Annotated in this window: 16 protein-coding genes; 3 read left to right on the top strand and 13 right to left on the bottom strand. The window is 45.4% G+C overall.

Going from position 1 to position 25136, the window contains the following annotated elements; translation table 11 throughout:
* Window positions 1-23: 23 nt before the first annotated feature.
* The 12 genes from IJ23_RS04920 to hemL form a co-directional block, all read right to left on the bottom strand.
* Window positions 24-1943 carry a beta-N-acetylhexosaminidase gene (locus IJ23_RS04920; protein WP_033905581.1) on the bottom strand — a complete coding sequence of 640 codons (1920 nt, stop codon included), beginning with the start codon at window positions 1941-1943 and terminating at the stop codon, window positions 24-26.
* A gap of 8 nt (window positions 1944-1951) precedes the next feature.
* Window positions 1952-2842 carry an N-acetylglucosamine kinase gene (locus IJ23_RS04915; RefSeq protein WP_017820409.1) on the bottom strand — a complete coding sequence of 297 codons (891 nt, stop codon included), beginning with the start codon at window positions 2840-2842 and terminating at the stop codon, window positions 1952-1954.
* Between the two features lie 2 nt (window positions 2843-2844).
* Entirely contained in the window at window positions 2845-4584 is a 1740-nt protein-coding gene (locus IJ23_RS04910; RefSeq protein ID WP_033905580.1) for a glycoside hydrolase family 9 protein, read from the bottom strand.
* Between the two features lie 63 nt (window positions 4585-4647).
* The gene (locus IJ23_RS04905; protein ID WP_005380041.1) at window positions 4648-5643 is read right to left on the bottom strand and encodes an ABC transporter ATP-binding protein; all 996 of its coding nucleotides are present in this window, start codon (window positions 5641-5643) and stop codon (window positions 4648-4650) included.
* A gap of 47 nt (window positions 5644-5690) precedes the next feature.
* Window positions 5691-6674: an ABC transporter ATP-binding protein gene (locus tag IJ23_RS04900; RefSeq protein ID WP_005380040.1), complete on the bottom strand. Its 984-nt coding sequence runs from the start codon at window positions 6672-6674 to the stop codon at window positions 5691-5693.
* Between the two features lie 2 nt (window positions 6675-6676).
* Window positions 6677-7702: an ABC transporter permease gene (locus IJ23_RS04895; RefSeq protein ID WP_025768199.1), complete on the bottom strand. Its 1026-nt coding sequence runs from the start codon at window positions 7700-7702 to the stop codon at window positions 6677-6679.
* Window positions 7703-7704: 2 nt separating this feature from the next.
* Window positions 7705-8691, bottom strand: a complete 987-nt coding sequence (locus tag IJ23_RS04890) for an ABC transporter permease (RefSeq protein ID WP_005380038.1) — start codon at window positions 8689-8691, stop codon at window positions 7705-7707.
* Window positions 8692-8860: 169 nt separating this feature from the next.
* The gene (locus IJ23_RS04885) at window positions 8861-10543 is read right to left on the bottom strand and encodes an ABC transporter substrate-binding protein (protein WP_005380037.1); all 1683 of its coding nucleotides are present in this window, start codon (window positions 10541-10543) and stop codon (window positions 8861-8863) included.
* Between the two features lie 780 nt (window positions 10544-11323).
* The gene (locus tag IJ23_RS04880) at window positions 11324-14710 is read right to left on the bottom strand and encodes a hybrid sensor histidine kinase/response regulator (protein WP_033905579.1); all 3387 of its coding nucleotides are present in this window, start codon (window positions 14708-14710) and stop codon (window positions 11324-11326) included.
* A 225-nt stretch (window positions 14711-14935) separates the two neighbouring features.
* A complete protein-coding gene (gene rsmC / locus IJ23_RS04875; RefSeq protein WP_033905578.1) occupies window positions 14936-15961 on the bottom strand; it encodes a 16S rRNA (guanine(1207)-N(2))-methyltransferase RsmC in 1026 nt (341 codons plus the stop codon).
* 76 nt (window positions 15962-16037) lie between these two features.
* A complete protein-coding gene (locus tag IJ23_RS04870; protein ID WP_005386541.1) occupies window positions 16038-17123 on the bottom strand; it encodes an AI-2E family transporter in 1086 nt (361 codons plus the stop codon).
* A 345-nt stretch (window positions 17124-17468) separates the two neighbouring features.
* A complete protein-coding gene (gene hemL / locus IJ23_RS04865; RefSeq protein WP_005380032.1) occupies window positions 17469-18764 on the bottom strand; it encodes a glutamate-1-semialdehyde 2,1-aminomutase in 1296 nt (431 codons plus the stop codon).
* A gap of 246 nt (window positions 18765-19010) precedes the next feature.
* On the opposite strand from hemL, the gene erpA reads away from it, so the two are divergent.
* The 3 genes from erpA to vmeK all read left to right on the top strand — a co-directional run bounded on the left by erpA (window position 19011) and on the right by vmeK (window position 23687).
* Window positions 19011-19352 carry an iron-sulfur cluster insertion protein ErpA gene (gene erpA, locus IJ23_RS04860; RefSeq protein ID WP_005380031.1) on the top strand — a complete coding sequence of 114 codons (342 nt, stop codon included), beginning with the start codon at window positions 19011-19013 and terminating at the stop codon, window positions 19350-19352.
* 105 nt (window positions 19353-19457) lie between these two features.
* The gene (locus tag IJ23_RS04855; protein ID WP_005380030.1) at window positions 19458-20573 is read left to right on the top strand and encodes an efflux RND transporter periplasmic adaptor subunit; all 1116 of its coding nucleotides are present in this window, start codon (window positions 19458-19460) and stop codon (window positions 20571-20573) included.
* A gap of 9 nt (window positions 20574-20582) precedes the next feature.
* On the top strand, window positions 20583-23687 hold the full coding sequence (gene vmeK, locus IJ23_RS04850) for a multidrug efflux RND transporter permease subunit VmeK (protein ID WP_017820415.1): 3105 nt from the start codon (window positions 20583-20585) through the stop codon (window positions 23685-23687).
* 65 nt (window positions 23688-23752) lie between these two features.
* Here vmeK and IJ23_RS04845 read toward each other — a convergent pair whose 3' ends face one another.
* Window positions 23753-25045 carry a peptidoglycan DD-metalloendopeptidase family protein gene (locus IJ23_RS04845; RefSeq protein WP_033905576.1) on the bottom strand — a complete coding sequence of 431 codons (1293 nt, stop codon included), beginning with the start codon at window positions 25043-25045 and terminating at the stop codon, window positions 23753-23755.
* Between the last annotated feature and the right edge of the window lie 91 nt (window positions 25046-25136).

The raw sequence follows: 25136 nt of genomic DNA, 5'->3' as shown, positions 1-25136 counted from the left end.
ATACGTTGGCATCTAGCTTGGTATTACTTCCACGGTTTACGGTAATTCACTCCCTGCAAGTCGAGCAGAGGAAGGTGACCTTTCAAACGTGATAAATAGTCGGTCCAATCGCGGTGTTGTTTTTCAGTCCAACATGCTTCTGCCATGGCAGTTAGGCGAGGGAAAATCATGTAGTCCATGCGCGATGGGTTGTTGATGATTTCGCACCATAATGCTGTTTGAATGCCCCAAATGCGCTTACGTATTGGGTCGTCAGCAGGCACTTCAGCGAGCGGCTCGTAGTTGTAAGCTTTTTCTAGTGGCAGTGGGTTTGCCCAGTCCACGCCCGGTTCTTCAGGTGCGTAGTCTTGGGTCATATCTAGGTAAGTGGTTTGTGCTGGTTGCAGCACCACATCAAAGCCTTGGCGAGCACAGTTCAATGCCGCTTCTTCGCTTAGCCATGAGTAGATCACCGTATCTTTACTGACTTTGTCGCCGTGTTGAGCTTCTTCCCAGCCCAGCATGCGTTTGCCCAATTTACGAAGTTTGTCTTCGGCATAACGCAAGAAGTGTCCTTGCAAATCTTTGTAGTCGCTGTAACCCAGTTGTTCCATTAGTGCTTGGCATGCTGGGCTTTTTGACCATACGCCGTTAGGTACTTCGTCGGCACCAATATGAACGTAAGGCGCAGGAAAAAGTGCAGAGACTTCTTCTAGCACTTTGTCGATAAATTCATAACTCCCCGGCAGAGCAGGGTTAATGACGTTGTCGTTGTAATGCTGAATACTGCGGTATTCGGTGGTATCTTCCGCTTCTACCAATAGGTGTGGTAACGACTTGATGGCGGCTCGGCAATGACCAGGTACATCAATTTCAGGAATGATGGTGATGCCGCGTTGCGATGCAAATTCGATAACGTCTTTGATGTCTTCTTGTGTGTAGAAGCCGCCGTAACGTTCATCAAAGTGCGTGTACTGTGGTTCATTGATCTCATCCAATCCGCGCCAAGCACCAATATCGGTCAGTTGAGGCAGTGATTTGATTTCAATTCGCCAACCCTCATCGTCGGTAAGATGCCAATGGAACGTATTGAACTTGTAATGAGCCAGTTGGTTGATCAAGCGTTTGACTTGCTTAACGGAGTGAAAATGACGAGCACAATCCAGCATCATACCGCGGTAACGAAAACGTGGCCTGTCCTTGATTGAACAGCAAACTACTTCCATTGAGTTAGGTTGATCGCCAACTTTGATTAGTTGTAATAACGTTGCACAAGCATGGGTAAAACCAGACGAAGATCCTGCTTCAATTTTGATTGACTCTTCGGCTACTTTCAGTTTGTAAGCGCCTTCATCCAAGGTTGGGTTGCCTTTGAAGATGATCTGACTGCCATTGTCTGATGCGAACTCAAATTGGTGAATGCGCTTAAGCTCATCAAGTAGCCATTCTTTAGCTGAATTGGCCAGGCTTGAATAAACCGCGACGCCAGCATGATGATCAAAGCTAAAATAGTGATCGCTGACCTCAATATGGTTTGGTTTTGGCAGCAAGGGCTGTGCATGGGTTAAACTTGCAGGAATCTCACTGCGTTCACGGTATGGTGAAGCTAATACGATAGGCGTGACATCCACTTGTGCGCGCTGTGGGTTTCCATCAACGACAAAGTTGATCATCGCTTCGTTAAAGCCATCCGAGTAATAACGGAATGGGTTCGAACCAATACTGAATTCACAGTAATAGTGATGGTTGGCAGCCAGTACCACCCCTTCTGGCTTAAGTGTGCAAAAACTACCAATTTGAGTCAGTTGACCATTTGAAACGCTGTCTGGAAGAATGTAACGATCGAAAGCGAAAGTTAAGCTCCAGCTGTTTAGGTCTTGGTCGCTCAAGTTATGAAAGGTGAGGCCAAAGCGGCAGTTTTGTTTCTGCTCAGAAAGGACTACGAGATCAACACGATATTCCATATCTACTCCTACGCCGCACTGAGCGAGTAAAGGTTATGTTCTGGTTTGCCAGCAAACATAATTGCGCCTTCAATCGCGTCAAACTGTGGCTCAACAATCCATTGCTGAACTGGTGGTGAAAGCCAACGTACAATGCGTTCAGCTATGCTGCCCATTAAACAAATACGTGTTGCGCCGCGCTTGTTTAATGCCACGAGAAACATTTCTATATCCGCTGCGGTTTGCTTCAGCATTTCAATGGCCAGTGCATCGCCTTGTTCCGCATGTTGGAAAATAGCCGGAGAAAACTGCCCATAATCACGAGGAAGCGCCTGTTTTGACCACGCCACCACGTTGTCGACCTCATTTTCGAAATGCGTCATAACGTGTTGTGCTAGGGGCGTTTTTTCTCTGATGCCATCTTCAGCTAACAAAACTTGCTGAACTAGGCGTAGCCCCATCACTGCGCCGCCACCTTGATCCGAAATAGGGAACTCACGACCACCGACAACGTGTTGCTCCAATCCTTTAAGGTAGATGCCACAAGAACCGGTTCCCGCAATCATGATTGCGCCATCTTCGCCATTGTGCGCACCAACGCACGCACCGTAAGCATCGGTATTCAGAGTTATACTGGCAAATGGATGAGGAAGAGACATGAAGGCTTGCCAAGATGCTTTGTGCTCTGCGCCAGCAAGGGCTAAGCCGACGTGCATCGACGCGAAATCTTGTTGTGTCAGACCGCCTTGCTCGGTAGCCGAAGTGATGGATTCAAGAATCGAAGCCATTGCTATTTCAGCACCTAGCATGATGTTGGCACTGCCGCTTTTGGCCTCGCCAAGAAAATTACCTTGTGAATCTTTAATCCTGGCTCGACATGACGTGCCGCCACCATCGATACCGACAAAATACATTCCCATGATTATTCTTCCTTCATATTTTTAGAGGTCGCCAACTGAGAAACATGCTGAGCTTGACTCATTATCGCGAGTAAGTACCAAGCGCCATGCGGGATCCATTGTTCGCCCCAGCGCCAGTTTTGTAACACGTCTTCTTTTTGTGCTGGTGGGTTAAATGCAATGTCTTCCTCGTCTTCAAAGCCGCCAGTGATTCCGTTACACACGCCACCTTTTGCGTTGAAGAAACCATATTGAGGGAGGTAATCAGGGTTGTTACGACCATGGCCATCTAGCATGCACATGTCGTATGGGTTTAAGCCTACAACCCAGTTCAATGCATCTTGAGCAAACACAGAAAGTTGTTGCTGTACTTCTTGCGACGCTATATGCGGTTGAGCAAGGTACGCCATGGTCGCGAGTGAGCCCAGTCGAGCATTCTCGCCTTGCCACCAATAGCCGGATTCATTGTTGTGTGCGACAAAAAATGCCTCGCGTTTTGACTCATTTACGCCTTTAACATATTGGCGAGGGTAACCGAATGGGTTGATCACTTTATTCGATATTGTGATCTCAAACTCACACGCTAGGTTGACGATACGTTTTACCGATTCCGCTCGTGCTGAGTCGTCTTCAATTGATAGATATTCGCATAGGGCAATAACTGGTAGACCAGCTTCGGCTGCGTGAAAATATGGACGGCTGCCGTCTTGGTTTGCTGACCAAAAGTGTTGAATCTGCTCGTCGCTCATTTGGCGTGCAACTAAACGTTGCGCCCACAAACGGCTCTCTTCCAAGTAGCGAGTTTCTTTGGTTGTTTTAAACAGTTCTACACAAGCCAGTAGCGCACAGTATTCGTCGATAATGTTTTCTTCCCCATCATTGAGGTACTGCGTATTGTGCTCTTTTAAGTGCCAGTAACCATTTTCGGCAGCGTTGCGGTATTTTTGTTGATCGTATTCACCGTGAACACTTAAACGCGACGCTGCCGCTAGCGCTGCAATGGCGACACCGCCACCTTGTCGAAAGCCTGCTTGATAGTCGTCAAATTTGTGACCAAGTTGAGTTTCGTACGCGCAAATCTCGCGTTGCGCAGTATCTTTGCTCCACTTGTCAAAGACCGTCATGTAGAAAAAGCCTTTTTCGTTTTGCATACGCACAAGAAAGTCTGCACCGAACAGGGCTTCTTCAATCAGACGTGTACGTGTGAAAGCTGCAATGTCTTCGCTTCCTTCAAGCAATGAAACCCCTTTTAGGATGTTCCAAACCACCATTGGGGTTTGTTGAGGATTCAAATAATTCGCGTATGAAAGGTGACTTAAATACTTGCTAACGTCTCCTGATGCGTCGTACCAGCCGCCGTGTACATCAACCTTTTTATTGGAGTTTAGTACTGGAAGTTGTCGATCTTGTTTATCGAAGATCCCGCCGCAACGTTGCGATTTGAAGTAGTGGATCACATCTGACAAAGTTTGATCCAACAGAATGTGTTCGCCAACGATGAAAGAGGAAGAGCGCGTATCTTCTACTTGCAAGAAATAGTCACCTGACGTTGTGAAAGAGGAAAAGTCGATGAGGTAGAAATAGCCCTGATGCCAGTTCGCCACTTTACCTTGTTCTTCAACCGCAAAAGTTGCCACGGTTTGCTCGCTAGTGGCACAAATCAATTGAGCAGTGTAAGAAGACAAGTGTGGTTGTTCGGTCTGGATAATGGCTTTCTTTGGGCCCAGACGTTCATAACCAATGTGGTTAGTCAGTAGCAGCATTCAATGTCTCCGGGAAACGATAAAAACAGGAATGGGTCAGGCTGAACCTGACCCTCGTTATGATTAATCTTCAAATAAGTAACAGCGGACAAAGTGGTTGTCGGACAGTTGAGTGACGCCCGGTAGTCGTTCGCGACATTTGTCGGTAGCGTGTACACAACGTCCAGCAAATGGACAGCCGACAGATTCTGGTGTCCAAAGTGGGATTTCCCCTTTGTTGCCTTTCAGTTTCTCGTGAATAGACTTCGATGGATCTGGAACCGCAGATACCAACAGTTGCGTATATGGGTGTTGAGGATCGTGAATGATTTCTTCAGTATCGCCCCATTCAACCATGTGACCTACGTACATGACCGCGAGATCTTCAGCAATGTAACGCGCTGTTGCGATGTCGTGAGTGATGTAAAGCAGAGACATTTGTTTCTCGAACTTCATCTCTTCCATCAAGTTCAGAACACCGGCACGGATTGATACATCGAGCATCGATGTTGGCTCATCCGCCAATACCACTTCAGCACCAACTGCGATGTTACGAGCTAGGTTTACACGTTGACGCTGACCGCCAGATAGCTGGTGCGGGAACTTTTGCGCCGTTTCTTTTGGTGGAATAAGACCAACTTGTTCAAGTAGGTCGTACACACGCTCTTCCAGTTCTTTCTTGTTGCCCGGTGCTACTTTCTTATGAATCAGCAGCGGGCGCGCAATATGGTGGAAGATATTGTGCGTTGGGTTTAGCGAGCCAAACGGGTCTTGCCACACCATTTGTACACCTTCACGGTAGGTCATTAAATCGTGACGAGAGGTGATGTCTTGGATATCACGACCTTTGTACTCAATGATGCCATCGGTTGGTGCGTACATTTTTGCAATCATTTTTGCAGTAGTAGACTTACCTGAACCAGATTCACCTACCACTGACAAGCCGCGGCTCTTGTACATTTTGAAAGAGACGTCGTTGATTGCGCGCATCTTAGATTGTTTGATTGAGTTACTGTTTAAAGGGAAGTCCTTAACGACATTTTTACCCTCAATCAGCAGTTCGCCGAATTGTTTGCTCATAATTCTCTCCAGTGTAATTTTTGTTCTTAGCTAGCGTTTTTTTGTTGTTAAACCTTAGCTTGAGCAATGGTGTCGCCGTACAAATGGCAATTTGAGAGGCGACCTGGTTCAATTTGACGTAATTGGGTTGGTACACGTGTACATGCTTCATGTACGCGATCGCAACGAGCTTGGAAGCGGCAGCCCCGTGGTACTTCTAGCAAGTTCAACGGGTTACCTGGAATACCAGTCAATTTGGTCTTTGGTCCAGTTAGTGGAGGGAAAGAGCTACCCAAACCTTTGGTGTAAGGGTGGTAAGGACTTTCCAGAATTTGCTTAGAAGGCGCGACTTCAATCAACTCACCTGAGTACATGATGCCGATACGATCCGAGAACTCGACCATCAATGACAAGTCATGTGTGATGAACAGAATTGAGAAACCAAACTCTTCTTTAAGCGCGTAAATTTTTTGTAGAATTTCACGTTGAACCACTACATCCAATGCGGTAGTCGGTTCGTCCATGATGATCATTTTTGGGTTCAGAGCCAAAGCGATTGCGATTACTAGACGTTGACGCATACCACCAGAGAACTGGTGCGGGTAATCACTCAATCGGCTAGGGTGGATATCAACGATTTCCAGCAGACCTTCAGCGCGTGTTTTTGCTTGAGCGCGAGTCATATTGGTATGACGCATGATGACGTCACAGAACTGCTCTTCCATGGTTAGAACAGGGTTCAAAGCGTTCATCGCACTCTGGAATACCATCGACATTTCACTCCAGCGGAACGCTTGCATGCGATCATCGCTGTACTGAAGGATATCTTCACCGTTGAAGATAACCTCACCACCTGTGATAAACGCTGGTGGCTTATGAAGGCGCATTAGTGAGAAGGCAACAGTGGATTTGCCACAGCCAGATTCACCAGCCAGACCGAATACTTCACCTGGTGCAATGTCGAAGCTCACGTTGTTACAGGCGCGGACATCGCCCGCGTCTGTGATGTAGTCTACGCATAGGTTACGGATGGAAATTAGTGGTGCAGTCATGATTATTTATCTCCGCTCCATAGTGCATTTTGTGGTGCCAGTTCAGGCTCACGCTCTTTCTTGTCTTTTGCTGCTAGTTTTTTCCAGCGTTTCATGCCTTTGTGAGAACGAAGTTGAGGGTTCGCAATTTCGTCAACGGCAAAGTTCAACAGAGCAAGACCAGTAACCAGTAGTGTTAGGGCAATACAAGGTGCTAGTACTTCCCACCATGCGCCAATCAGCATGGCTGATGAGGTTTGCACGTTGTAAAGCATGATGCCCCAACTGATCGTGTTGGCATCACCCAAACCTAGGAACGAAATGACCGCTTCAGTGTTGATCGCCAGCATTACTGAGCCAATGAAGCTCGCACCGACAATTGGGATAAGGTTTGGTAAAATCTCAACGAAGATGATGCGGAATGAAGACTCTCCCAATACTTCGGCAGCTTTAACGAACTCTTTCTCGCGTAGTGCCATAGTTTGAGAGCGGACAACACGTGCACCCCATGCCCAAGAAGTACCAGCGATAATCAAGGCAATGGTGAGTGGGCCTGCTTCACCGATAAAGGCCGCCAACACGAATAGCAATGGATACTGCGGGATTACTAACATGATGTTCATCGCGGCACTCAATACGTCATCCACTTTGCCGCCGAAGTAACCTGCCGATATACCAATGACTGTTGCTAAGAAGCACACGATGATGCCAGCGCCAAAGCCTACACCCAGTGATACTCGTGCACCGTAAGCCACTTGCGACCAGATATCGCGACCCATTCGGCTAGTACCTAATACGTGGTCGGCCTTTTTAGACATAATCAGCGTACGACGATCGTCTGCTAGGTTTTTAGCGACCCAACCATCAGGATTGTTTTGTGCCTGTTTTACAACAAAGCTTGGGTATTCGTGCGGGTTACCGGTTCGCTTGTCTGGCGCATGCTTTGTAAGTAAAGGAGCGGCAATCGCAACGAACACGAACAGCGTAACAATGCCAAGACCAATGCGAGCGAATGCGTTACCTAAAATAAGTTTGAATAGTTCTTTCATGATTATTTGCCTCCCGTACGTAGGCGAGGGTCTAGAATCATGTACAGCATGTCAGCCATTAAGTTGAAGCACAGCATGAACATCGTCATGATAATTAACTGACCTTGAAGTACTTGGTAGTCACGAGCGTGAATTGCGTTCAATAGAACAGTACCTAGGCCTGGGTAGTTGAAAATCATCTCGATGATTAATTGACCTCCAATGGCCATACCTAAAGACATAGACAGTGCGGTAACACTTGGAAGTAGTGCGTTACGTGCGGCGTAATTAAAGACGACGCGGTTTTCACTCAGCCCTTTACCTTTAGCCATCGTGATATAGTCTTCGGCGAGAAGGTTGATCATGTTGTTACGCATGTTAACTAGGAAGCCACCAATTTGAACGATGGTTGCACAGAATAGAGGTAGTACAGCGTGGTAACCCACGTTCTTGATGAACTCCCAGCTTGTCCAATCAGGAATAGTACCTGGCGTGTAAGCATAGCCAGATGGGAACCATTTCAGGCCAATCGCAAAGGTAAACAGCGCTAACATTGCGATAACCATTTGTGGAATAGCTTGAATGATCAATGTGCCAGGCGTTACGAATGCATCGTACTTACTACCGCGCTTCCAGGCGGCAAAAATACCAAGGACAGAAGCGATGGAGAAAGAAAGTACAACCGCAGTACCAGCTAGAAATAGTGACCAGCCAAATGCACTACCTAGTAAAGAATTAACTGAAAGTGGGTAGAACTGGATTGAGGTGCCCAATTCCCAACTTAGAATGTTTTTAATGTACGAGAAGTACTGAATGTAAATTGGCCCATCAACGAAACCGAGCAGTTCTTTCATTGCTGCGATTCGTTCTGGAGTCACCTGTACTGAAGCATTAGCAAACATCATGGTAACTGGGTCACCAGGCATTGCTCGCGGAATAATAAAGTTTAACGTCGCTGCAACTAAGAGCGCGACAAGATAGAACGACAAACGTCTTAAAAAATAACCCATAACTCACACCTTACTCACCCAGATTTTTCCCTGTTTCTGGTTTCAGGTCGCTCCTAGCGAAATTTAGAGCGAAAAATCCCCTGACGACGAGCGCCACATATTGGTTTCGTTAACAAGGGATTTTTATAGGCGGCACACGGGATGTATGCCGCTTGAAATGAACTTCTACTTATTTAACTGGTTTTAGGTCCAGTACGTGAAGTAGACGCTCTGGGATACCTGCCCAAATGTTTGGACGGCCCTTAGGGTTTTCTTCGTTCCACCAACCAGTGAAGCGAGTTGTGTTGTATTGGTACATGTACGCGCCAGATAGCACAGGAATAGTTACTTGGTCCTGAGCAATGATCTTCTGAATGCCATGAGCGATCTCTAGCTGTTCTTGCTTATCTGCTGTCTTGTAGAAGCTGTTAAGAAGACCGTCTAGCTTATCGTTCTTGTAGAAGTGCATTGCAAAGCGAGGCATGCCGTCACCAGCTTGTAGCTTCGAGTTGTAGCCACTATCCCAGTACAAGTGTGGATCTGCACCGTGGAAGTAGTTGGTGTAAGCAACGTCGTAAGTACCTTCTAGCATTGCTTGGTTGTATACCGAGAAGTCCGGTGTACGAGCACGAGCTTTAATGCCCACTTCTGCTAGTTGCTCAACGGCTAGTTGTACTGTGTTGTTGAAGTCAGTCCAACCGTTTGGTGATTGAATTAGAAGCTCGAAAGACTTGCCAGATGGTGTATCCACAAAGCCATCTTTGTTTACATCTTTGAAGCCAGCTTTAGCTAGAAGCTTTTTCGCACCTTCCGCGTTGTATGTGTTGTAGCCTTTGTACTTGTTGTGCGTCTCTTCATCAGACCAAGCTTCGAATGCGTAGCCAAGGCCAGATGCGAAGTCGTTCACTGTACCGCCGCCGTAGAAAGCGATATCAATGATAGTTTGACGGTCTAGCGCCATAGAGAACGCACGACGGAAGTCAACGTTAGTTAGTGCTTCGTTTTTCGCAGCGTCTGGGTTTTTGAAGTTCACTACAAATGCTTGAGTACCCGCTGGTGGGTACCAGTAGTGGTGATTCGGACTTGCTGCAGCGTACGTACGGTCGATGTCTGGTACGAATGAAGACGTCCAGTCCATTTCTCCGTTAACGATTTTGCCCAAGAATTGGTCGTTGTTCGCGATTTGTGGCACACGCAGACAATCTACATCTAGGTTGTCAGCATCCCAATAATTCGGGTTCTCACACTGGATATATAGCTGCGGTGTGAAAGTGTCGATTTCAGTAAATGGACCACTGCCTACTGGATTTTCGTTTGTGAATGTTGCTGGATCTTTTACTTTGCTCCATACGTGCTTAGGTACGACGGGTACTTTCGCAATTTCGTAAGGAACGTTTGAGTTTGCTTCGCTTAGACGGAATTTAACTTGGTAGTCGTTAACTTTTTCTACGCCAGTCACCCAAGAGTTGATACCAGATTGGTCTAGCTCTGGCTTCTCTTTAACTAGGTTGAAAGAGTAAACAACATCATCAGCGGTAAACGCTTTGCCATCAGACCATTTTACGCCCTTACGGATATCGAAGGTTACGCTCATCAGGTCATCAGCCATGGTAAAGTTTTCTGCTAGACGAAATACAGGCGTATTACCGTGCATTTCGTTAAAAACAACGAGCGGCTCGTAAATAAAGTCGGTTGTTGTGTGCAGGTTAGTTGCACCCAAGAAAGGGTTAAAGTTACGAACGAAAGTTGTAAACTCTTTAGGGTGGATAGTCAGTTCACTGCGTTCAGCCGCAGTAGCTACCGATGCAAAACCTGTAGTAGCCGTTGCAATAATTGCTGTTGCTAGTGCTGTTTTTTTAATATTGGCAAGCATAGCTGTTCCTTACTATTTGCTTTCATTTCACTAAATGGAATTGAATGTCATCAATTGATAAACACTCTCTAAGACCTACCTCTTGTACATGCCTTACTCATTACAACATTGAGTTTCGCCAAGAGTGGCCTGTAGGCCTTAGGCAGGAGTAAGAAAACACCTTATCCATAAAATAATCAAACTTGATTCCCGTTAAAAACGTTAAAATCTCTGAGCTCTCCGTTATAAACGTTATTTTGGCTAATTTTAACCAGCATTGGGCCAAAAAATAAACGTTGATATGCGTCGCAGTTTATATCCTTGTTAATAATGAATGTTGGTGATTACTAACCTTTTGGTCCTTTTTAAATATACGTTTCTTGCTTGGTTTCTAGGTTCGGAGATCTCGCTCACATGCAGAAATGGTGTTAATTAATCAGCTAAAAATTAATCTGCCGTTCTGTTGTGATTAAGTTCGCAATCTCTATCAATAGTTCGTCAAAATCCGCTTGTTATCTGAAAAATGGCCTTTTTTATCGACAGTTTTCTTCCGTTTGTTGTCCTTTTTTTATTGTATGAATGAAGTTTTTCGGTTGCTCGAACTTACCTAGTTAAGACAAGTTAAATGGATAAGGTCGTACGTTTTGAAGACCAACAATAGATAGCGTTGTCTAACCAAATGTTCGTTATTGGAAATATGTTAACGGGGTAGGAAGAGGCGGTCTCTTTTATCTCTAGGAAGGGAATACTCGAATAACAAAAAAGCCCAGCATGCACGCTGGGCTAGTTTTTTGATAAATATTAGCTGGTCAATAGTCGCTGTAGTTTATCTCGTTGTGCTTCTATGTATGCTCTCTCGGGGCTCTGTTCTTTGCAGTGTTCGAGAATGAACTCTATCGAGCTTAGCACCGTTCTCCAACGTGGTGTTTTGGGTAATGTTTCTATACGCATGTATTTATCTAAAGTGCGTGTTTGCAAAGTACTACGGTCTAGATAAACGCGCCACAAGCCACTTTGCTCTGCAAATGCGAACTTACTTTCACCCGTTACAGATTCCCAATACTCTAAAGCATGTGTCATTGCGTCTACTAGAACTTCTCGCATAAGTTCTTGCTTGTCTTTTTTATTACCGAGCGCTTTGTCTGCAAGGCGCGTAAATTCTCCGCCAAGCTCTTTTAGCTTTTGTAATTGGTCTTTGTCACCATCAAATGCATAACTTGAAAGCACTTCTACGGCGGTTTCTAGATTATGTATGCGAGCGGCACTGGCTCCACCGCCGACATTAAAGATGTACATGATATCTAACCCTGAACCTTCAGGGAGCTTAAGAATGTCTGCTTCGATGTTCTGACGAATATCTTCAATATAGATATCAATCTTGCCACAGTAATGAGGTTGTTTGACGGTTAGATATTTAGGGGCAATCAGCTCATCAGCAGATGAGCGCTTTAGCTGTTCTAAGCTGCGCTTGAATAGCTTACAAGCAGCTTCGTTAGCAAAGCGAATACGCTTGTCTTCACGTAGACAGATGATAGCTTCAGGAGCCGATTCTAGCTGTTCCAACAGACGACCTTGAGTCTCAAGTAAGCTTGCTTCAACGACTGCTCGCTGTCTAAGTTCAGACTCTAGCACTTTGTTTTCCATATGGCGCATTTCTGCTTTACTTGCCGTTAAATGCGCTTGGATACGTGCCGCCAACTCTTGTTTATTAAATGGTTTCGATAAATAGTCGTTGGCTCCTGCTTCAAAACCTCTTACACGATCTTCTGTTTGACTGAGTGCGGTGAGCATAATGATTGGCAACTCGGCATGATCATAGGTTTCACGTAGTTCACTACAAACTTGGTAGCCGCTCATGCCTGGCATCATGATATCCAATAACAGAAGTTCCGGCTTCTCTTGCTCGACGAGCGCTAACGTTTCTGGCCCATCGGAGACGGTACGCACACGATAGCCCTCTAAACGTAAAAAGCTTTCAAGCACGCGTAAGTTTACTGGTTCATCGTCAGCAACATACAGTAACGGGCCGTCTGGGTTCTCTGGAAGTGATAAGTCTTCGCTGTTCTCTACATTAACTTCAGGAATTTGGAAGTGCCCGTGCGCAGCTAGAGTCTGGGTTGCTTGGATTTCTTCTTCACTGGCGAGCGGTAAAGTGAAACTGAAGGTAGTTCCGACCATTGGTTGGCTACTGACGTATAACGAGCCTCCCATTAATTCGATCAATTGCCGGCTAATGGAGAGCCCAAGCCCTGCACCTTGACGATAACGGCTCGCGTCTTGCCCTGCTTGGATAAGTGGTTCAAAAATATGCTCAAGTTGTTCTGCGGGAATTCCTTGTCCAGTATCCACGACTTGTACGCGTACATGATCATCTACCACATTAGCGGAGATAACAATTTTACCTTCTGAGGTGTATTTAATCGCATTGCCAATCAGGTTATATAGCACTTGTTCAAGGCGTTGCGGGTCAGCTGACACTGCTTTTAAATCCGCTGGGACTTGGTTGATGATGCGGATGGTTTTACTTCCAAGTAAATGGCTAGAAAGCTCTAAAACCAATCGTGTTGCACTGCCCAAACTCACTGCTGATTTCTGGATATCCATGCTTCCATAACGCATTTTATGATAATCCAACAAGTCATCGACTAGATTAGCGAGACGCTGACCACTTTTAATGATGATATCAAGCTGATATTTCTGGCTAGCGGGGATCGCGCCATTGGCGCCGGACGCTAAGGTTTCAGCAATCCCGACCATGCCGTGTAACGGTGTACGAAGTTCATGAGAAGTCGTGGCTAAGAATTCATCTTTTAATTTATCGGCCAATTGCAGTTCTTCATTCTGTTTTTGAATGAGCTGTATGTTGCTTTCTAGTTCTTCATTTTGCTTCTTAATGGTTTGAATCTTCTCTCGAATAGAGCGTTGCATTCGTTCAAAGCTTAACGCAAGCCGACCAATTTCATCTTTACGAACAGTATTAAAAGACGTGTCATCAAGATCACCTGCAGAGACCTTTTCGGCAACCCAAGTCAATTTCAGCAACGGAGAAGTGATAAAGTTTGATAAATAGTGAGAAGCGATCACCACAAGGATAATGGCGATCAACATAGCGATAACGAATAGTTTTTCGAGTTGATGGATACGAGCGAAAGCTTCGTTTTCTGGTAACTGTACGACGAGCGCCCAAATCACACCACGAGTTTCAATCGGTGCATAAGCCGCGATGATCTCTTCACCTAAACCGTTTGTGTAAGTGCCGACACCAAATGCACCAGAGAGTGCTTTATCGATCACTTCTAAACTGTTCTTAATATCGTCTTGTTTCGTGTTAATTGTGCGAGGTTGGTGATCATTTCCAACCAGCAAGGTGTTAATTGATGACTCTCGGTTGGCGTCTGCGGCTAACTTAGTGATGCCATTATTTGGCAAGCGGAACATGGCATAGCTGTGTAGATAACCTTGCTGAACAATTGGTGCACCTAGCCAAGCGACTGATTTCCCCCCTTCCAGCTCGAAGTCAGACACAATCACAGGAGTGTAGTCTTCGTTTACTTTTCGACGTTCAGTCACATCATCGGCGAGACGCTTGAAAGTTTTGCCAAGTGCCGAGTCTTTGTAGGGGCCTGATAACAAGTTCGTTCCGTAGTTATCGTCTTTGTTGATCGAGTAGGTGACGTTACCATTGATGTCGACCAGCAAAATGTCATTAAAATCAGAGCGCTTGAGGAGCTCTAAGTAGGCCCAATGATAGCGTTTATGTAAAAGCCGGTAACGTTCACTTCCTACATAGTTGGATGACTCGGGTAACGTTGAGGTTTTGATTTGGTCTCCGCTGCCCTCGATGTAGCGCTGTTGGGCGTTTTTACGAGACTCTTCAATATCATTGCCTAAACGACTAAAAGCATTGACGAGACCGTAGAATCGGCCACCACTGGCGTAAGCCAACTCTGAGCGCACAAAGCCCATGACTTCGGTTTCTCGTGCCTCAAAGTAGTCGATGATTTGCTGCTGTTTTGTATCTCGAACAGACAGTAAGTGCGAGGTGCTTTGTTCTTGCAGATCTTTACTGTGGGACTGCAAGAAAAAGATCGCAGTAATGGTAAGAGGTGTGATACTGAGCACTAGAAATGCGGTCATCAGTGTACTCTGAAGGCGCTTAAATTTCTGTTTTTTGTAGAATTTAAACATGGATAAGATTACAACTCATAATGGGCAGTTCTAAAACATACTTCGCTGCCGAGGTTCTCGTTAAAAACGGATAAGATGTTCAACTAGATAGAATTAACAAAATTAACGAGTTTTTTTTCTTTGACAAGAAAGTTAGTTGTAAAGCGTGCAGGGTGACGCAGTTTTTCTTATGAGTGTTGAATTTATGAGAAAAAATCGCGCAGGTTTGTGCCCGCGCGGGGGAAGTTATGATTTTTTCGCGTAGTAGATAGAAAATTTATTGGTCTTATTTAGCGTCTCGCAATTATTAAACGCCCGCTCGATAATTGGTGGGTATTTTAAGAAACTATTCGCGACAATCACCATTTCGCCGTCTTTGGTTAAATATTGTGGTGCCTGACCCAACAAGGTTTCCGCTGCGTTGTAATTTGTGTCTAGACCACTGTGGAATGGCGGGTTGCTGACGATAAAGCGGTAGTCTTTTGCGGTATCCGAGTATATATCTGATGCAAATACGCGTCCGGATAAACCATTCGCTTCTAATGTGGCTTGGCTAGAAGTGATCGCATAAGCATTAATGTCACACATCTCAATCGCGATCTCTGGATTCGCTTTCGCCATAAACGCACCGAGTACACCTGCACCACAACCAAAGTCGAGCACTTTGCCCGACAGCTTAGGTAAGGCTTCAAGCAGCAATCGGCTACCTAAGTCGAACTCGCCATGGCTGAATACGCCAGGTAGGCTCTTAACCGCTAGCGACTGCTCACCGAGTGTAACAGTGTAAGACTTAAACCAATCTGCTTGGTTGAAAGGTTTTGGTTCATTGAGGCAATTACCCCAGTAAAATGAGCAGCGACGAGCAGAGTCGTACTTGTTCACAGGGCCGTATTCTTGGAACATCTTCTCGATGCTCTTGATGCCGGAGCGGTTTTCACCAACGATGACGATTTCGGTGTTAATGCCCAGTTTCGCCATCAACATCGCCAGCAAGTATTCTGCTTCGGCTTTTGCTTTTGGCCAGTATAAAAGGACCATGTCTGCTTTTGTTTCAACATCAAACACAGAGCCAAAATGACTTTTCACTTTGTCAGAGGTTTGAATTTGGCGGTAGTAGCTATAGTTGGAAGTAAACACTTCAACAGACTCACAATGAGCTACTAACTCAAGAGGAAATAGGTCTTCAACTTCACCAGCGACTAAAACGTGTTTTCCGTTGAAGTATTCAAGTTGGCGCTGAGCTATTTGGCTAGGAGCGATATAAGCAGACATAAATTTGGTTCATCAGAAATAATTTGGGGCAGATTTTCGCACAATCTGCCCCAAGCTTGAAGTGATTAAGCGGTGACTAGCTGTTGTCTTGTTGGTTAAGGAAGTCTTTGAATTCTTCCTCGTAGATATTAAACAGTACCATGGTCACGGCAAAAATAAGTGGGCCGTAGATAAGACCAATCAAACCAAACAGATGCAGACCACCCAGTAATGAGAAGAAAATCATAAGGGTATTCATGCCGGCGCTGCCTTGCATTAGCAACGGGCGCAATAGGTTATCTATAGAGCCAACGACAACTACACTCCACACCGTCAAAAAGATAGCCCAAGTCATATCGCCTGTTAAGAACAAGTACGCTGCTGCAGGAATCCAGATTAGCGCGGTTCCTACCACTGGAATGAATGATGCAAAGCCCATCATCGTTCCCCAAAATAGCCCAGGGAAGCCGGCGAGCCACATACCGATGCCGCCAGCCAAACCTTGAGCAATCGCCGTCATGAATGAGCCCATTACGGCTGATTTAGAAACTTGCTCTATCTCTGTCAATATTCGGTCTTCTTGGCTACGTGAAAGTGGCAGAATATGACGAATCGCAGAGATAATTTTGTCGTGGTCACGAAGCAGAAAAAACAACACAAACAGCATTAGGAAGAAGTTCATTAGGAAGTTGGTTGCGTCTCCTAAAATCTTTGCGCTAATAGCAACTAAGTTAGAGCCAAACGATGTGGCAAATTGCCCAATTTTCTCAGCGATGGCTTTGGGCTCGATTTTATCAAAAGGTAAGTACTCATTAACAATCGCTAAGCCTTTGATAACGAAAGGATGTTGGAATATATCTTGGATACCACCATTGGTAACCCAATTATATGTATTTTGTGAGAAAACAGAGCCTTGCTGAACAATGGCGGCAAACACAAATAAAAGCGGGATAACAATAATAAACGTCAAGACGACACATGACAGCAGTGCCGCCATATTGGGGTGCTTGGGAATTTTCTGCTCAAACCATTCGTGTATCGGAAACATGAGCAAAGAAATGATAAAAGCCATCACAATGGAATTGATATATGGCTCAACCAATAAGTAGCAAGCAAAAGCAGCGGCGAGTAAAGCAACCATTAGTACTCGGTGACTCGACGTTATTTTTACATTATTTGGCATGGTATTAGTCCAACTTACAGGTGACGTTTACGGTTTATGCCTTCAATGATGGCGTGTAACCTTTATTACTTTGCACTCTTAACTCTTTCAAGCTTATGACAATGCCGAATTAGAGCAGGGCGATGTACCTTGCTATAATGACTACAAATCAGTCGGTTATCAATCAAGAGATGAGCTATGGGTTGTTGCAACGGTGATAAAAAGTGTCAAACCGAGAAAAAAGCTAAGCGAATACCGTGGTTTGGCATTGTCGTTGGGGTATTAGCGATATTGGTTATTTTGAATTGGCAATAAAAAAGGACCGTTACGGTCCTTTTCTAAATGCGTTATCGCCGTTTTTAGCGATTATTTCGCTTCTTCTGCAAGAACAGCAAAACAGCGGTCAGCCGCTTCTAGTGTGGCATCAATCTCTTTTGAACCATGAGCGAGTGAAGTAAAGCTCGCTTCAAACGCAGATGGCGCAAGGTAGACACCGTGTTTTAGCATTAAGTGGAAGAAACGCTTGAAGCGTTCTACATCGCACTTCGTTACGTCTTCGTAGCAAGTTACTTTTTCTTGGTCAGTGAAGAAGAAGCCGAACATACCGCCCACTTGGTTAACAACTAGCGGAATACCGTGTTTTTCTGCTAGAGACTTAAAACCTTCAGCAAGTTGTTTCGTTTTAGAAGCTAGGCGCTTTTCGTTGCCTTCTTCTTTTAGAAGGTTCAAACATGCGTAGCCTGCTGCCATTGCGACAGGGTTACCGGAAAGGGTACCAGCTTGGTAAACTGGGCCTGTAGGTGCAACGTATTGCATCACTTCTTTACGGCCACCGAAAGCACCTACTGGCATACCGCCACCAATCACTTTACCCAGTGTCGTTAGGTCGGGTTTGATGTTGTAGTGTGCTTGCGCGCCGCCTAGAGCAACACGGAAGCCTGTCATTACTTCATCAAAAATTAGTAGCGCGCCCTCTTGATCACAGATTTCACGTAGCCCTTCGTGGAAGCCTTCCACTGGTGGAATACAGTTCATGTTGCCAGCTACTGGCTCAACGATGATACAAGCAATTTCGCCTTTGTTAGCAGCAAATAGCTCGCGTACAGAATCTAGGTCGTTGAATGTTGCTGTTAGCGTGTGCTTAGCAAAATCTGCAGGAACGCCAGGAGAGCTTGGTTGACCTAGTGTTAGTGCACCAGAACCTGCTTTTACTAGCAAGCTGTCAGCATGGCCGTGGTAACAACCTTCAAATTTCATGATCTTGTCGCGACCGGTGAAGCCACGTGCAAGGCGAATCGCGCTCATCGTAGCTTCAGTACCAGAACTTACCATGCGGATTTGCTCCATTGATGGAACAAGCTCAGAAACTAATTCTGCCATCGCGATTTCAAGTTCTGTTGGCGCACCGAAGCTAAGACCGCGTTGCGCTGCATCAATTACTGCCTCGCGGATAACCGCGTGGTTGTGGCCAAGAATCATTGGACCCCAAGAGCCAACGTAATCAATATACGCTTTACCATCGGCATCAAAAATCAGTGGACCGTCTGCTCGTTCGATAAATAGCGGAGAGCCGCCAACGCCGTTGAATGCACGAACTGGTGAATTGACACCGCCAGGGATGGTTTGCTGAGCTTTTTGATACAGCTCTGATGATTTGGTCATGGGGTTATCCTCTTTTGATTGCTCGGACCAAGTGGAGCGCATTGTACCTAGCTATAATCAAGTTAGAAACGTTTTGCTTAATTTATGTGTTGTTTCGCAGTGTAATCTTATATATCCGCATCTGTTATAAAGAATCGGCGGCGAATACTTGAACGAGTTTGTCAGGTATTGGATAATCGTCTCAATTAGCACAAATTTGACGTCTTGCTTCAGGCTTGACGCATTACACGAGTGAGAGAGGTCTTCGTGAGCGAAGTAAACGTACCATTATCTTTTTCTGACGCAGCAGCATCTCGCGTTAAAGCATTGATTGCTGAAGAAGAAAACCCAGCATTGAAACTGCGCGTATACATTACTGGCGGCGGCTGCAGCGGCTTCCAATACGGCTTTACTTTTGATGAAAATGTAAACGAAGGCGATACGACAATCGTAAACAGTGGTGTAACACTGGTTGTAGACCCTATGAGTCTGCAATATCTCGTTGGCGGTATTGTTGACTACACAGAAGGGTTGGAAGGAGCGCGCTTCTTCGTAAATAATCCAAATGCAACGACAACATGTGGTTGTGGTGCATCGTTCAGTGTGTAATTAACACCTAACAGGCAGCTAATGGCTGCCTGTGCTTTATGTAGAAGGATGTCACGTAAAGCGCACGCTCGCAGATATGCAGAGAAATAATAAAAAGGACTTTATATGTCTGGACTTTCTTTTGGACGCCGAATTGTCGAGCGCCCTTGGCTAGTATCTCTTATCCTCGTCTTACTTCTTGTTGCATGGCTAACCATCGGCCAACTCAAAGCACAAGATGATCATCCTAACTCTTCAACATCCACGAACACGACACCACTTGCAAAGGTGATGTTTGATACTTTTCTTGCCGAACCTACTAGTAAAACCATTGAATTGTATGGACGAACAGCGCCCAATCGTCAAGCGCGTCTTGGCGCTGAAGTTGCCGGTAAAATAGTCAGTCTTAACATAAAGAAAGGCCAAGCGGTCAAACAGGGACAAGTGATCGCAAACATCGATAAGCGCGACCTTGGCATTCAACTTAAACGAGCCCAGGCGATGCTGTTGGTTAAAGAAAAAGAGTTTAATGCAGCTAAATCGCTAAAAAGTCGAGGACTGCAAGGTGAGGTTGCATTTGCGACAGCGCAAGCAGCGTTGGTAGATGCACGTGCGAATTTGAGTAACGTGCAAACGGCTTTAAGAAATACTGAAGTTAAAGCGCCATTTGATGGCATCGTAGATCACCACTTTGTTGAGTTAGGTGATTTTGTCGGGATTGGCGACCCTATTGCGACGGTCATTGATTTGGATACTTTAGTGATTGAAGCCGATGTCAGTGAACGGCATATACAATACCTTAAGGAAGGCCTAGAAGCCGACGTAAGAACCATTAACCAACAGCATCATCAAGGTCGTGTGCGCTACATTGGACGTGTTTCTTCTGCTTCTACTAATACATTTCCAATTGAAATCGAAATTGATAATCAAGACGCAAGAATTCCTGCCGGTATGAGCGCAGAAGTACAGCTGCCGTTGAGTGAAGTGTTGGCAGTAAAGATTACGGCTGCCATGTTAGCACTAGATGAAGAAGGTAACTTAGGTGTCAAGACACTGCGTAATGAGCATGTTGAGTTTGTTCCAATTCAACTCGTTAAGGCCGAGGATGATGGTGTGTGGCTCTCTGGGTTAGGAGAGCGTGTAGACATTATCGTGCTGGGACAAGGTTTTGTGCGAGATGGTGATCAAGTACTGGCCAATAAAGTTGATGACGTAGTTATTGAAGCGGCTAATGAGCAGTAAGGAGCACCTATGTACACTCTGATTGATGCTGCGTTATCTCGTGCTCGCACTATGCTGACATTGTTGGTGATGATATTAATTGCAGGTGTCATTACTTACGTCACAATCCCCAAGGAATCGAGCCCTGATATTACCATTCCTATTATCTACGTTTCTGTTGGGCATCAAGGCATTTCTCCTGTCGATGCCGAGCGTTTATTGGTTCGTCCAATAGAGCAAGAGCTGCGTTCAATTGAAGGCGTAAAAGAGATGACCTCTGTGGCATCAGAAGGTCATGCTTCGGTGACGCTGGAATTTAGTGTCGGAGTGGATCTTGATAAAGCGATGGCAGATGTGCGTGATGCAGTTGATCTTGCGAAGCCAAAGTTACCAGAGGACAGTGATGAGCCGACGGTAAACGAAGTCACGTTTGCATCTGAAGAGCCTGTTTTGACCGTTGTGCTCTATGGCACCGTACCAGAGCGAACCATTGTTCAGATTGCCAGAACGTTACGTGATCGTTTGGAAAGTTTCCGTCAGGTTCTTGAGGTTGAAATCGCAGGAGATCGCGAAGACATCGTGGAGATAGTTGTCGATCCGCTATTGATGGAAAGCTACGGTCTCGATCAAGCGGACATCTATAATTTAATTGCCTTGAATAACCGAGTTGTGGCTGCGGGGTTTGTCGATACTGGGTATGGACGCTTTTCGGTAAAAGTCCCATCGGTTTTTGATTCACTGAAAGATGTGCTTGAACTACCGATCAAGGTGAATGGCAAAGAGGTGATCACTTTTGGCGATGTGGCGACAGTACGACGTGCATTTCGCGATCCTGAAAGTTTTGCTCGTTTAGATGGCGAATCTGCCATCGTTTTGGACGTAAAAAAACGGGCAGGGGAAAACATCATTGAAACGGTTGAGCTGGTAAAAGAAGTACTGGCTCTGGGACAGAAGCGCGCCGAGTGGCCCGACAATTTGCAAGTTAAATATACTTGGGATCAATCCGACGATGTCAAATTGATGCTCAGTGATCTACAAAACAATATCTTATCCGCAATTATCCTCGTAGTTATCGTCATTATTGCCATATTGGGGGTTAGGACCGCGCTTCTCGTGGGGATTTCTATTCCAGGATCGTTCTTGACTGGGTTGTTGGTGTTATCGGTATTTGGGCTGACGGTCAATATCGTCGTACTGTTTGCTTTAATTATGGCGGTAGGCATGTTGGTGGATGGTGCCATTGTGGTGACAGAGTTTGCAGATCGGCGCATGCAAGAAGGAACGCCACGTAAAGAAGCCTATCGAGATGCAGCAAAGCGAATGGCCTGGCCTATTACCGCATCCACAGCAACCACATTGGCTGCGTTTGCTCCGTTACTTTTCTGGCCAGACATCACTGGTGAGTTCATGAAGTACTTACCACTTACTTTAATTGCTACCTTGGCCGCTTCGCTGATGATGGCTTTATTGTTCGTTCCTGTCATCGGTGGGATCATTGGCAAGCCTCAAGTAGTCAATCAGAAAGCTCAGCGAGAAATGGTGGAGCTGCATAACGGCAACTTTGAAAAAGCGACAGGCATTACCAAGCTTTATTACCAGACTCTGTCGGTAGCGATTCGTCATCCATGGAAAGTCTTACTCAGCGCGATACTGCTAGCGGCAGGTGTCGGCTTCACTTACAACAAAGCTGGCTTGGGTGCAGAGTTTTTCCCTGAGGTGGACCCTGCCTTTTTTACCGTTAAAGTTCGTTCTTATGGTGACCTGTCTATTCACGAAAAAGATGTTGTTATGCGCGAAATCGAGAAGGTGATGCTCGGTCATGACGAGTTTGAAAGTGTCTACACGCGCACAGGATCGAGCGATAATGGGGACGAGATTGGCCAGATTCAAATAACGCCTGTGGATTGGCAGTATCGACGCAAAGTGAAAACCATTATTGAGGAACTAAAAGAGACGACAGACCGCTTTTATGGTGTTGAACTTGAGTATAAATTCCCGGACGCAGGACCGCCTGTCGAGCATGATCTCGTGATTGAAGTGTCATCACGAAATTTGAGTGTTAGTGCGTTAGATGAAGCAGCCAAAAAAGTACGACATTGGGCTGATGGTAATCCTGCACTGACCAACTTGAGTGATACCACTAATAAGGAAGGGATTGATTGGCAAATTGATATCCAGCGAGATGACGCCTCTCGCTTTGCAGCGGATGCTACTTTAGTCGGGAATACCGTCCAGTTTGTTACGAACGGCTTGAAAATAGGCGATTATTTGCCCGATGATGCGGATGAAGAAGTCGATATTTTGGTGCGCTATCCGCAAGATAAGCGCGACATAGGTCGATTTGATCAACTGAGAGTGAAAACGGCAGCTGGTCTGGTTCCGATTACGAATTTTGCTCAAATCAAACCAGATCATAAGCAAGACACTATTCGTCGGGTCGACGGTCATCGAGTTATCAATATTAAAGCGGATATGGTGGAAGGTTACAATTTGGCGCTTGAGTTACCTAAGATTGCCGCTGGAATGGAACAGCTCGACTTACCAGAAGGCATTGAATATAAGATTCGGGGTCAAAATGAAGAGCAGGAAAACTCATCAGCATTCTTGCAAAATGCTTTTATTGTCGCGCTTGGTGTGATGGCTTTGATTTTAATTACGCAGTTTAATAGCTTTTATCAAGCTTTCTTAATCCTTAGTGCAGTGCTGTTTTCTACCGTTGGTGTCTTCGCTGGGTTACTTATTTTCCAAAAGCCATTTGGCATCATTATGTCGGGAATTGGAGTGATTGCGTTGGCTGGTATCGTGGTAAACAACAATATTGTTTTAATCGATACTTATAATCAGATGCGTAAACGTGGCTTAGAAAAATCTGAGGCTATTTTGCGTACGGGTGTGCAGCGTTTAAGACCCGTTTTACTCACGACGGTGACCACCATATTAGGCTTATTGCCAATGGTGTTAGAAATGAACATCGACTTAGTTAATCAGAAAGTGGAGTTTGGCGCACCAAGCACTCAATGGTGGTCTCAGCTTGCGACCGCTGTCGCGGGTGGTTTGGCATTTGCGACTTTGCTAACGTTAGTTCTGACACCGTGTTTGCTTATGCTCGGGAGAGAGCATCACTCTGAACAGTAAGCTTTATCGTGATGATATCGACAAAACAAAAAGGGCAGCGAAGCTGCCCTTTTCAATACCTTGCCTTACTTCATTGCTAACAGTTTGCTGTAGCGTTCAAGCTTGTCCATGCTAACTTTCGCGTTTGCCATGAAAGTTTGTCTCGCTTTGCCTGTCAGGGATTTAGATTGTGGCAAATTCACCGTGCGTGGGTTTTTATGGACACCATTCACAAGGAACTCATAGTGCAAGTGGGGGCCTGTTACACGGCCAGTTCCGCCAAGCGTACCAATGGTTTGGCCTTGCTTAACGCGTTGACCAGCTCGTACAGTACGTTTGGTTAAGTGCAGGTACTTGGTAATGTAAGTATTACTATGTTTAATGAAAACGTAGTTACCATTAAATTTGTTGTAAGACGATTTTTGAACGACACCATCACCAGCCGCCCAAATCGGGGTGCCCACTGGTGCTGCATAGTCCGTGCCTCTATGAGGACGAACGCGTCCCGTCACTGGATGTAAGCGGCGTGGGTTGAAGTTAGACGAAACTCGACGGAAATCCAACGGCGCGCGTAAGAATGCTTTTTTCATTGCACGCCCATTTTCGTCGTAATACTTGCCACTTTTCTGATCCAATATTGCGGTAAAGGTATCGCCTTGGTTTTTAAAGATCGCAGCAATGATTTTTCCACGGCCGATTACTTCTCCTTCTACCACTTCCTCTTGGTAAAGTACTCGGAAGCTATCGTTTTTACGAATATCTAAAGCAAAGTCGATGTCCCAACCAAATATGCCAGCCAGTTCCATGATTTGGTTACCATTTAATCCAGAAGATATTCCTGCATTCCAAAAGTTTGATTTGATGGTGGCTTCTGCGTAGTTGTACTGGAAGTCGACTTCTTTCTTATCAACTTCAGAAACGTACTTGCCGTCTTTTAATGTGATACGAAAAGTCTCGAACGCGCTTAGTGTCCTTCTTAGCTGCACCAAGTCGTTATTTTCGTCAAAGCCAAATTGCAATCGGTCACCAGGTCGAAGCCGAGTTAACTGTTTTTCTACTTCTTTGTCTGATGACACCAGTTCATGTAATAGACGAGCAGAAAGCCCTACGCGACTAAATAAGATGGCAGCACTCTCGCCATTTTTTACCTTGTATGTCTCCCAGCGCAGCACGGCGGGAACCGCAGGCGATGAACTATTTAGTGCACTGAGTTCGAGGGAAACTGGCACAGGATAATGTTGACCAACTTTTAATCGGCTCTGCTGCGGGTCTAGGTCTTGCGGATCAGGTAAAAAGAAGAGCGCGAAGATAATCAACGCACTAAAAAAACCGATCAATACTTTGTGCAAGAGTGGAAGTCGGACAAAAATCGAATGCATGAGGTACTTGATTGCTAAATTAAACGGAAAAAGTGACAACTACCTAGTCTAACGTGTTTCAAAATGCATCGCTATTCAAGTAATATGTTCA

The organism is Vibrio sp. OY15 (assembly GCF_000742455.1).
GTDB classification, from domain to species: Bacteria; Pseudomonadota; Gammaproteobacteria; order Enterobacterales; family Vibrionaceae; genus Vibrio; species Vibrio alginolyticus.
Note: the sequence above shows the minus strand (reverse complement) of the source record. Positions and strands in the feature narration are given on the sequence as shown.

Coding starts and splice junctions, on each gene's coding strand:
- IJ23_RS04920 (WP_033905581.1), bottom strand. CDS start 1,943: ATGGAATATCGTGTTGATCTCGTAGTCCTTTCTGAGCAGAAACAAAAC.
- IJ23_RS04915 (WP_017820409.1), bottom strand. CDS start 2,842: ATGGGAATGTATTTTGTCGGTATCGATGGTGGCGGCACGTCATGTCGA.
- IJ23_RS04910 (WP_033905580.1), bottom strand. CDS start 4,584: ATGCTGCTACTGACTAACCACATTGGTTATGAACGTCTGGGCCCAAAG.
- IJ23_RS04905 (WP_005380041.1), bottom strand. CDS start 5,643: ATGAGCAAACAATTCGGCGAACTGCTGATTGAGGGTAAAAATGTCGTT.
- IJ23_RS04900 (WP_005380040.1), bottom strand. CDS start 6,674: ATGACTGCACCACTAATTTCCATCCGTAACCTATGCGTAGACTACATC.
- IJ23_RS04895 (WP_025768199.1), bottom strand. CDS start 7,702: ATGAAAGAACTATTCAAACTTATTTTAGGTAACGCATTCGCTCGCATT.
- IJ23_RS04890 (WP_005380038.1), bottom strand. CDS start 8,691: ATGGGTTATTTTTTAAGACGTTTGTCGTTCTATCTTGTCGCGCTCTTA.
- IJ23_RS04885 (WP_005380037.1), bottom strand. CDS start 10,543: ATGCTTGCCAATATTAAAAAAACAGCACTAGCAACAGCAATTATTGCA.
- IJ23_RS04880 (WP_033905579.1), bottom strand. CDS start 14,710: ATGTTTAAATTCTACAAAAAACAGAAATTTAAGCGCCTTCAGAGTACA.
- rsmC (WP_033905578.1), bottom strand. CDS start 15,961: ATGTCTGCTTATATCGCTCCTAGCCAAATAGCTCAGCGCCAACTTGAA.
- IJ23_RS04870 (WP_005386541.1), bottom strand. CDS start 17,123: ATGCCAAATAATGTAAAAATAACGTCGAGTCACCGAGTACTAATGGTT.
- hemL (WP_005380032.1), bottom strand. CDS start 18,764: ATGACCAAATCATCAGAGCTGTATCAAAAAGCTCAGCAAACCATCCCT.
- IJ23_RS04855 (WP_005380030.1), top strand. CDS start 19,458: ATGTCTGGACTTTCTTTTGGACGCCGAATTGTCGAGCGCCCTTGGCTA.
- vmeK (WP_017820415.1), top strand. CDS start 20,583: ATGTACACTCTGATTGATGCTGCGTTATCTCGTGCTCGCACTATGCTG.
- IJ23_RS04845 (WP_033905576.1), bottom strand. CDS start 25,045: ATGCATTCGATTTTTGTCCGACTTCCACTCTTGCACAAAGTATTGATC.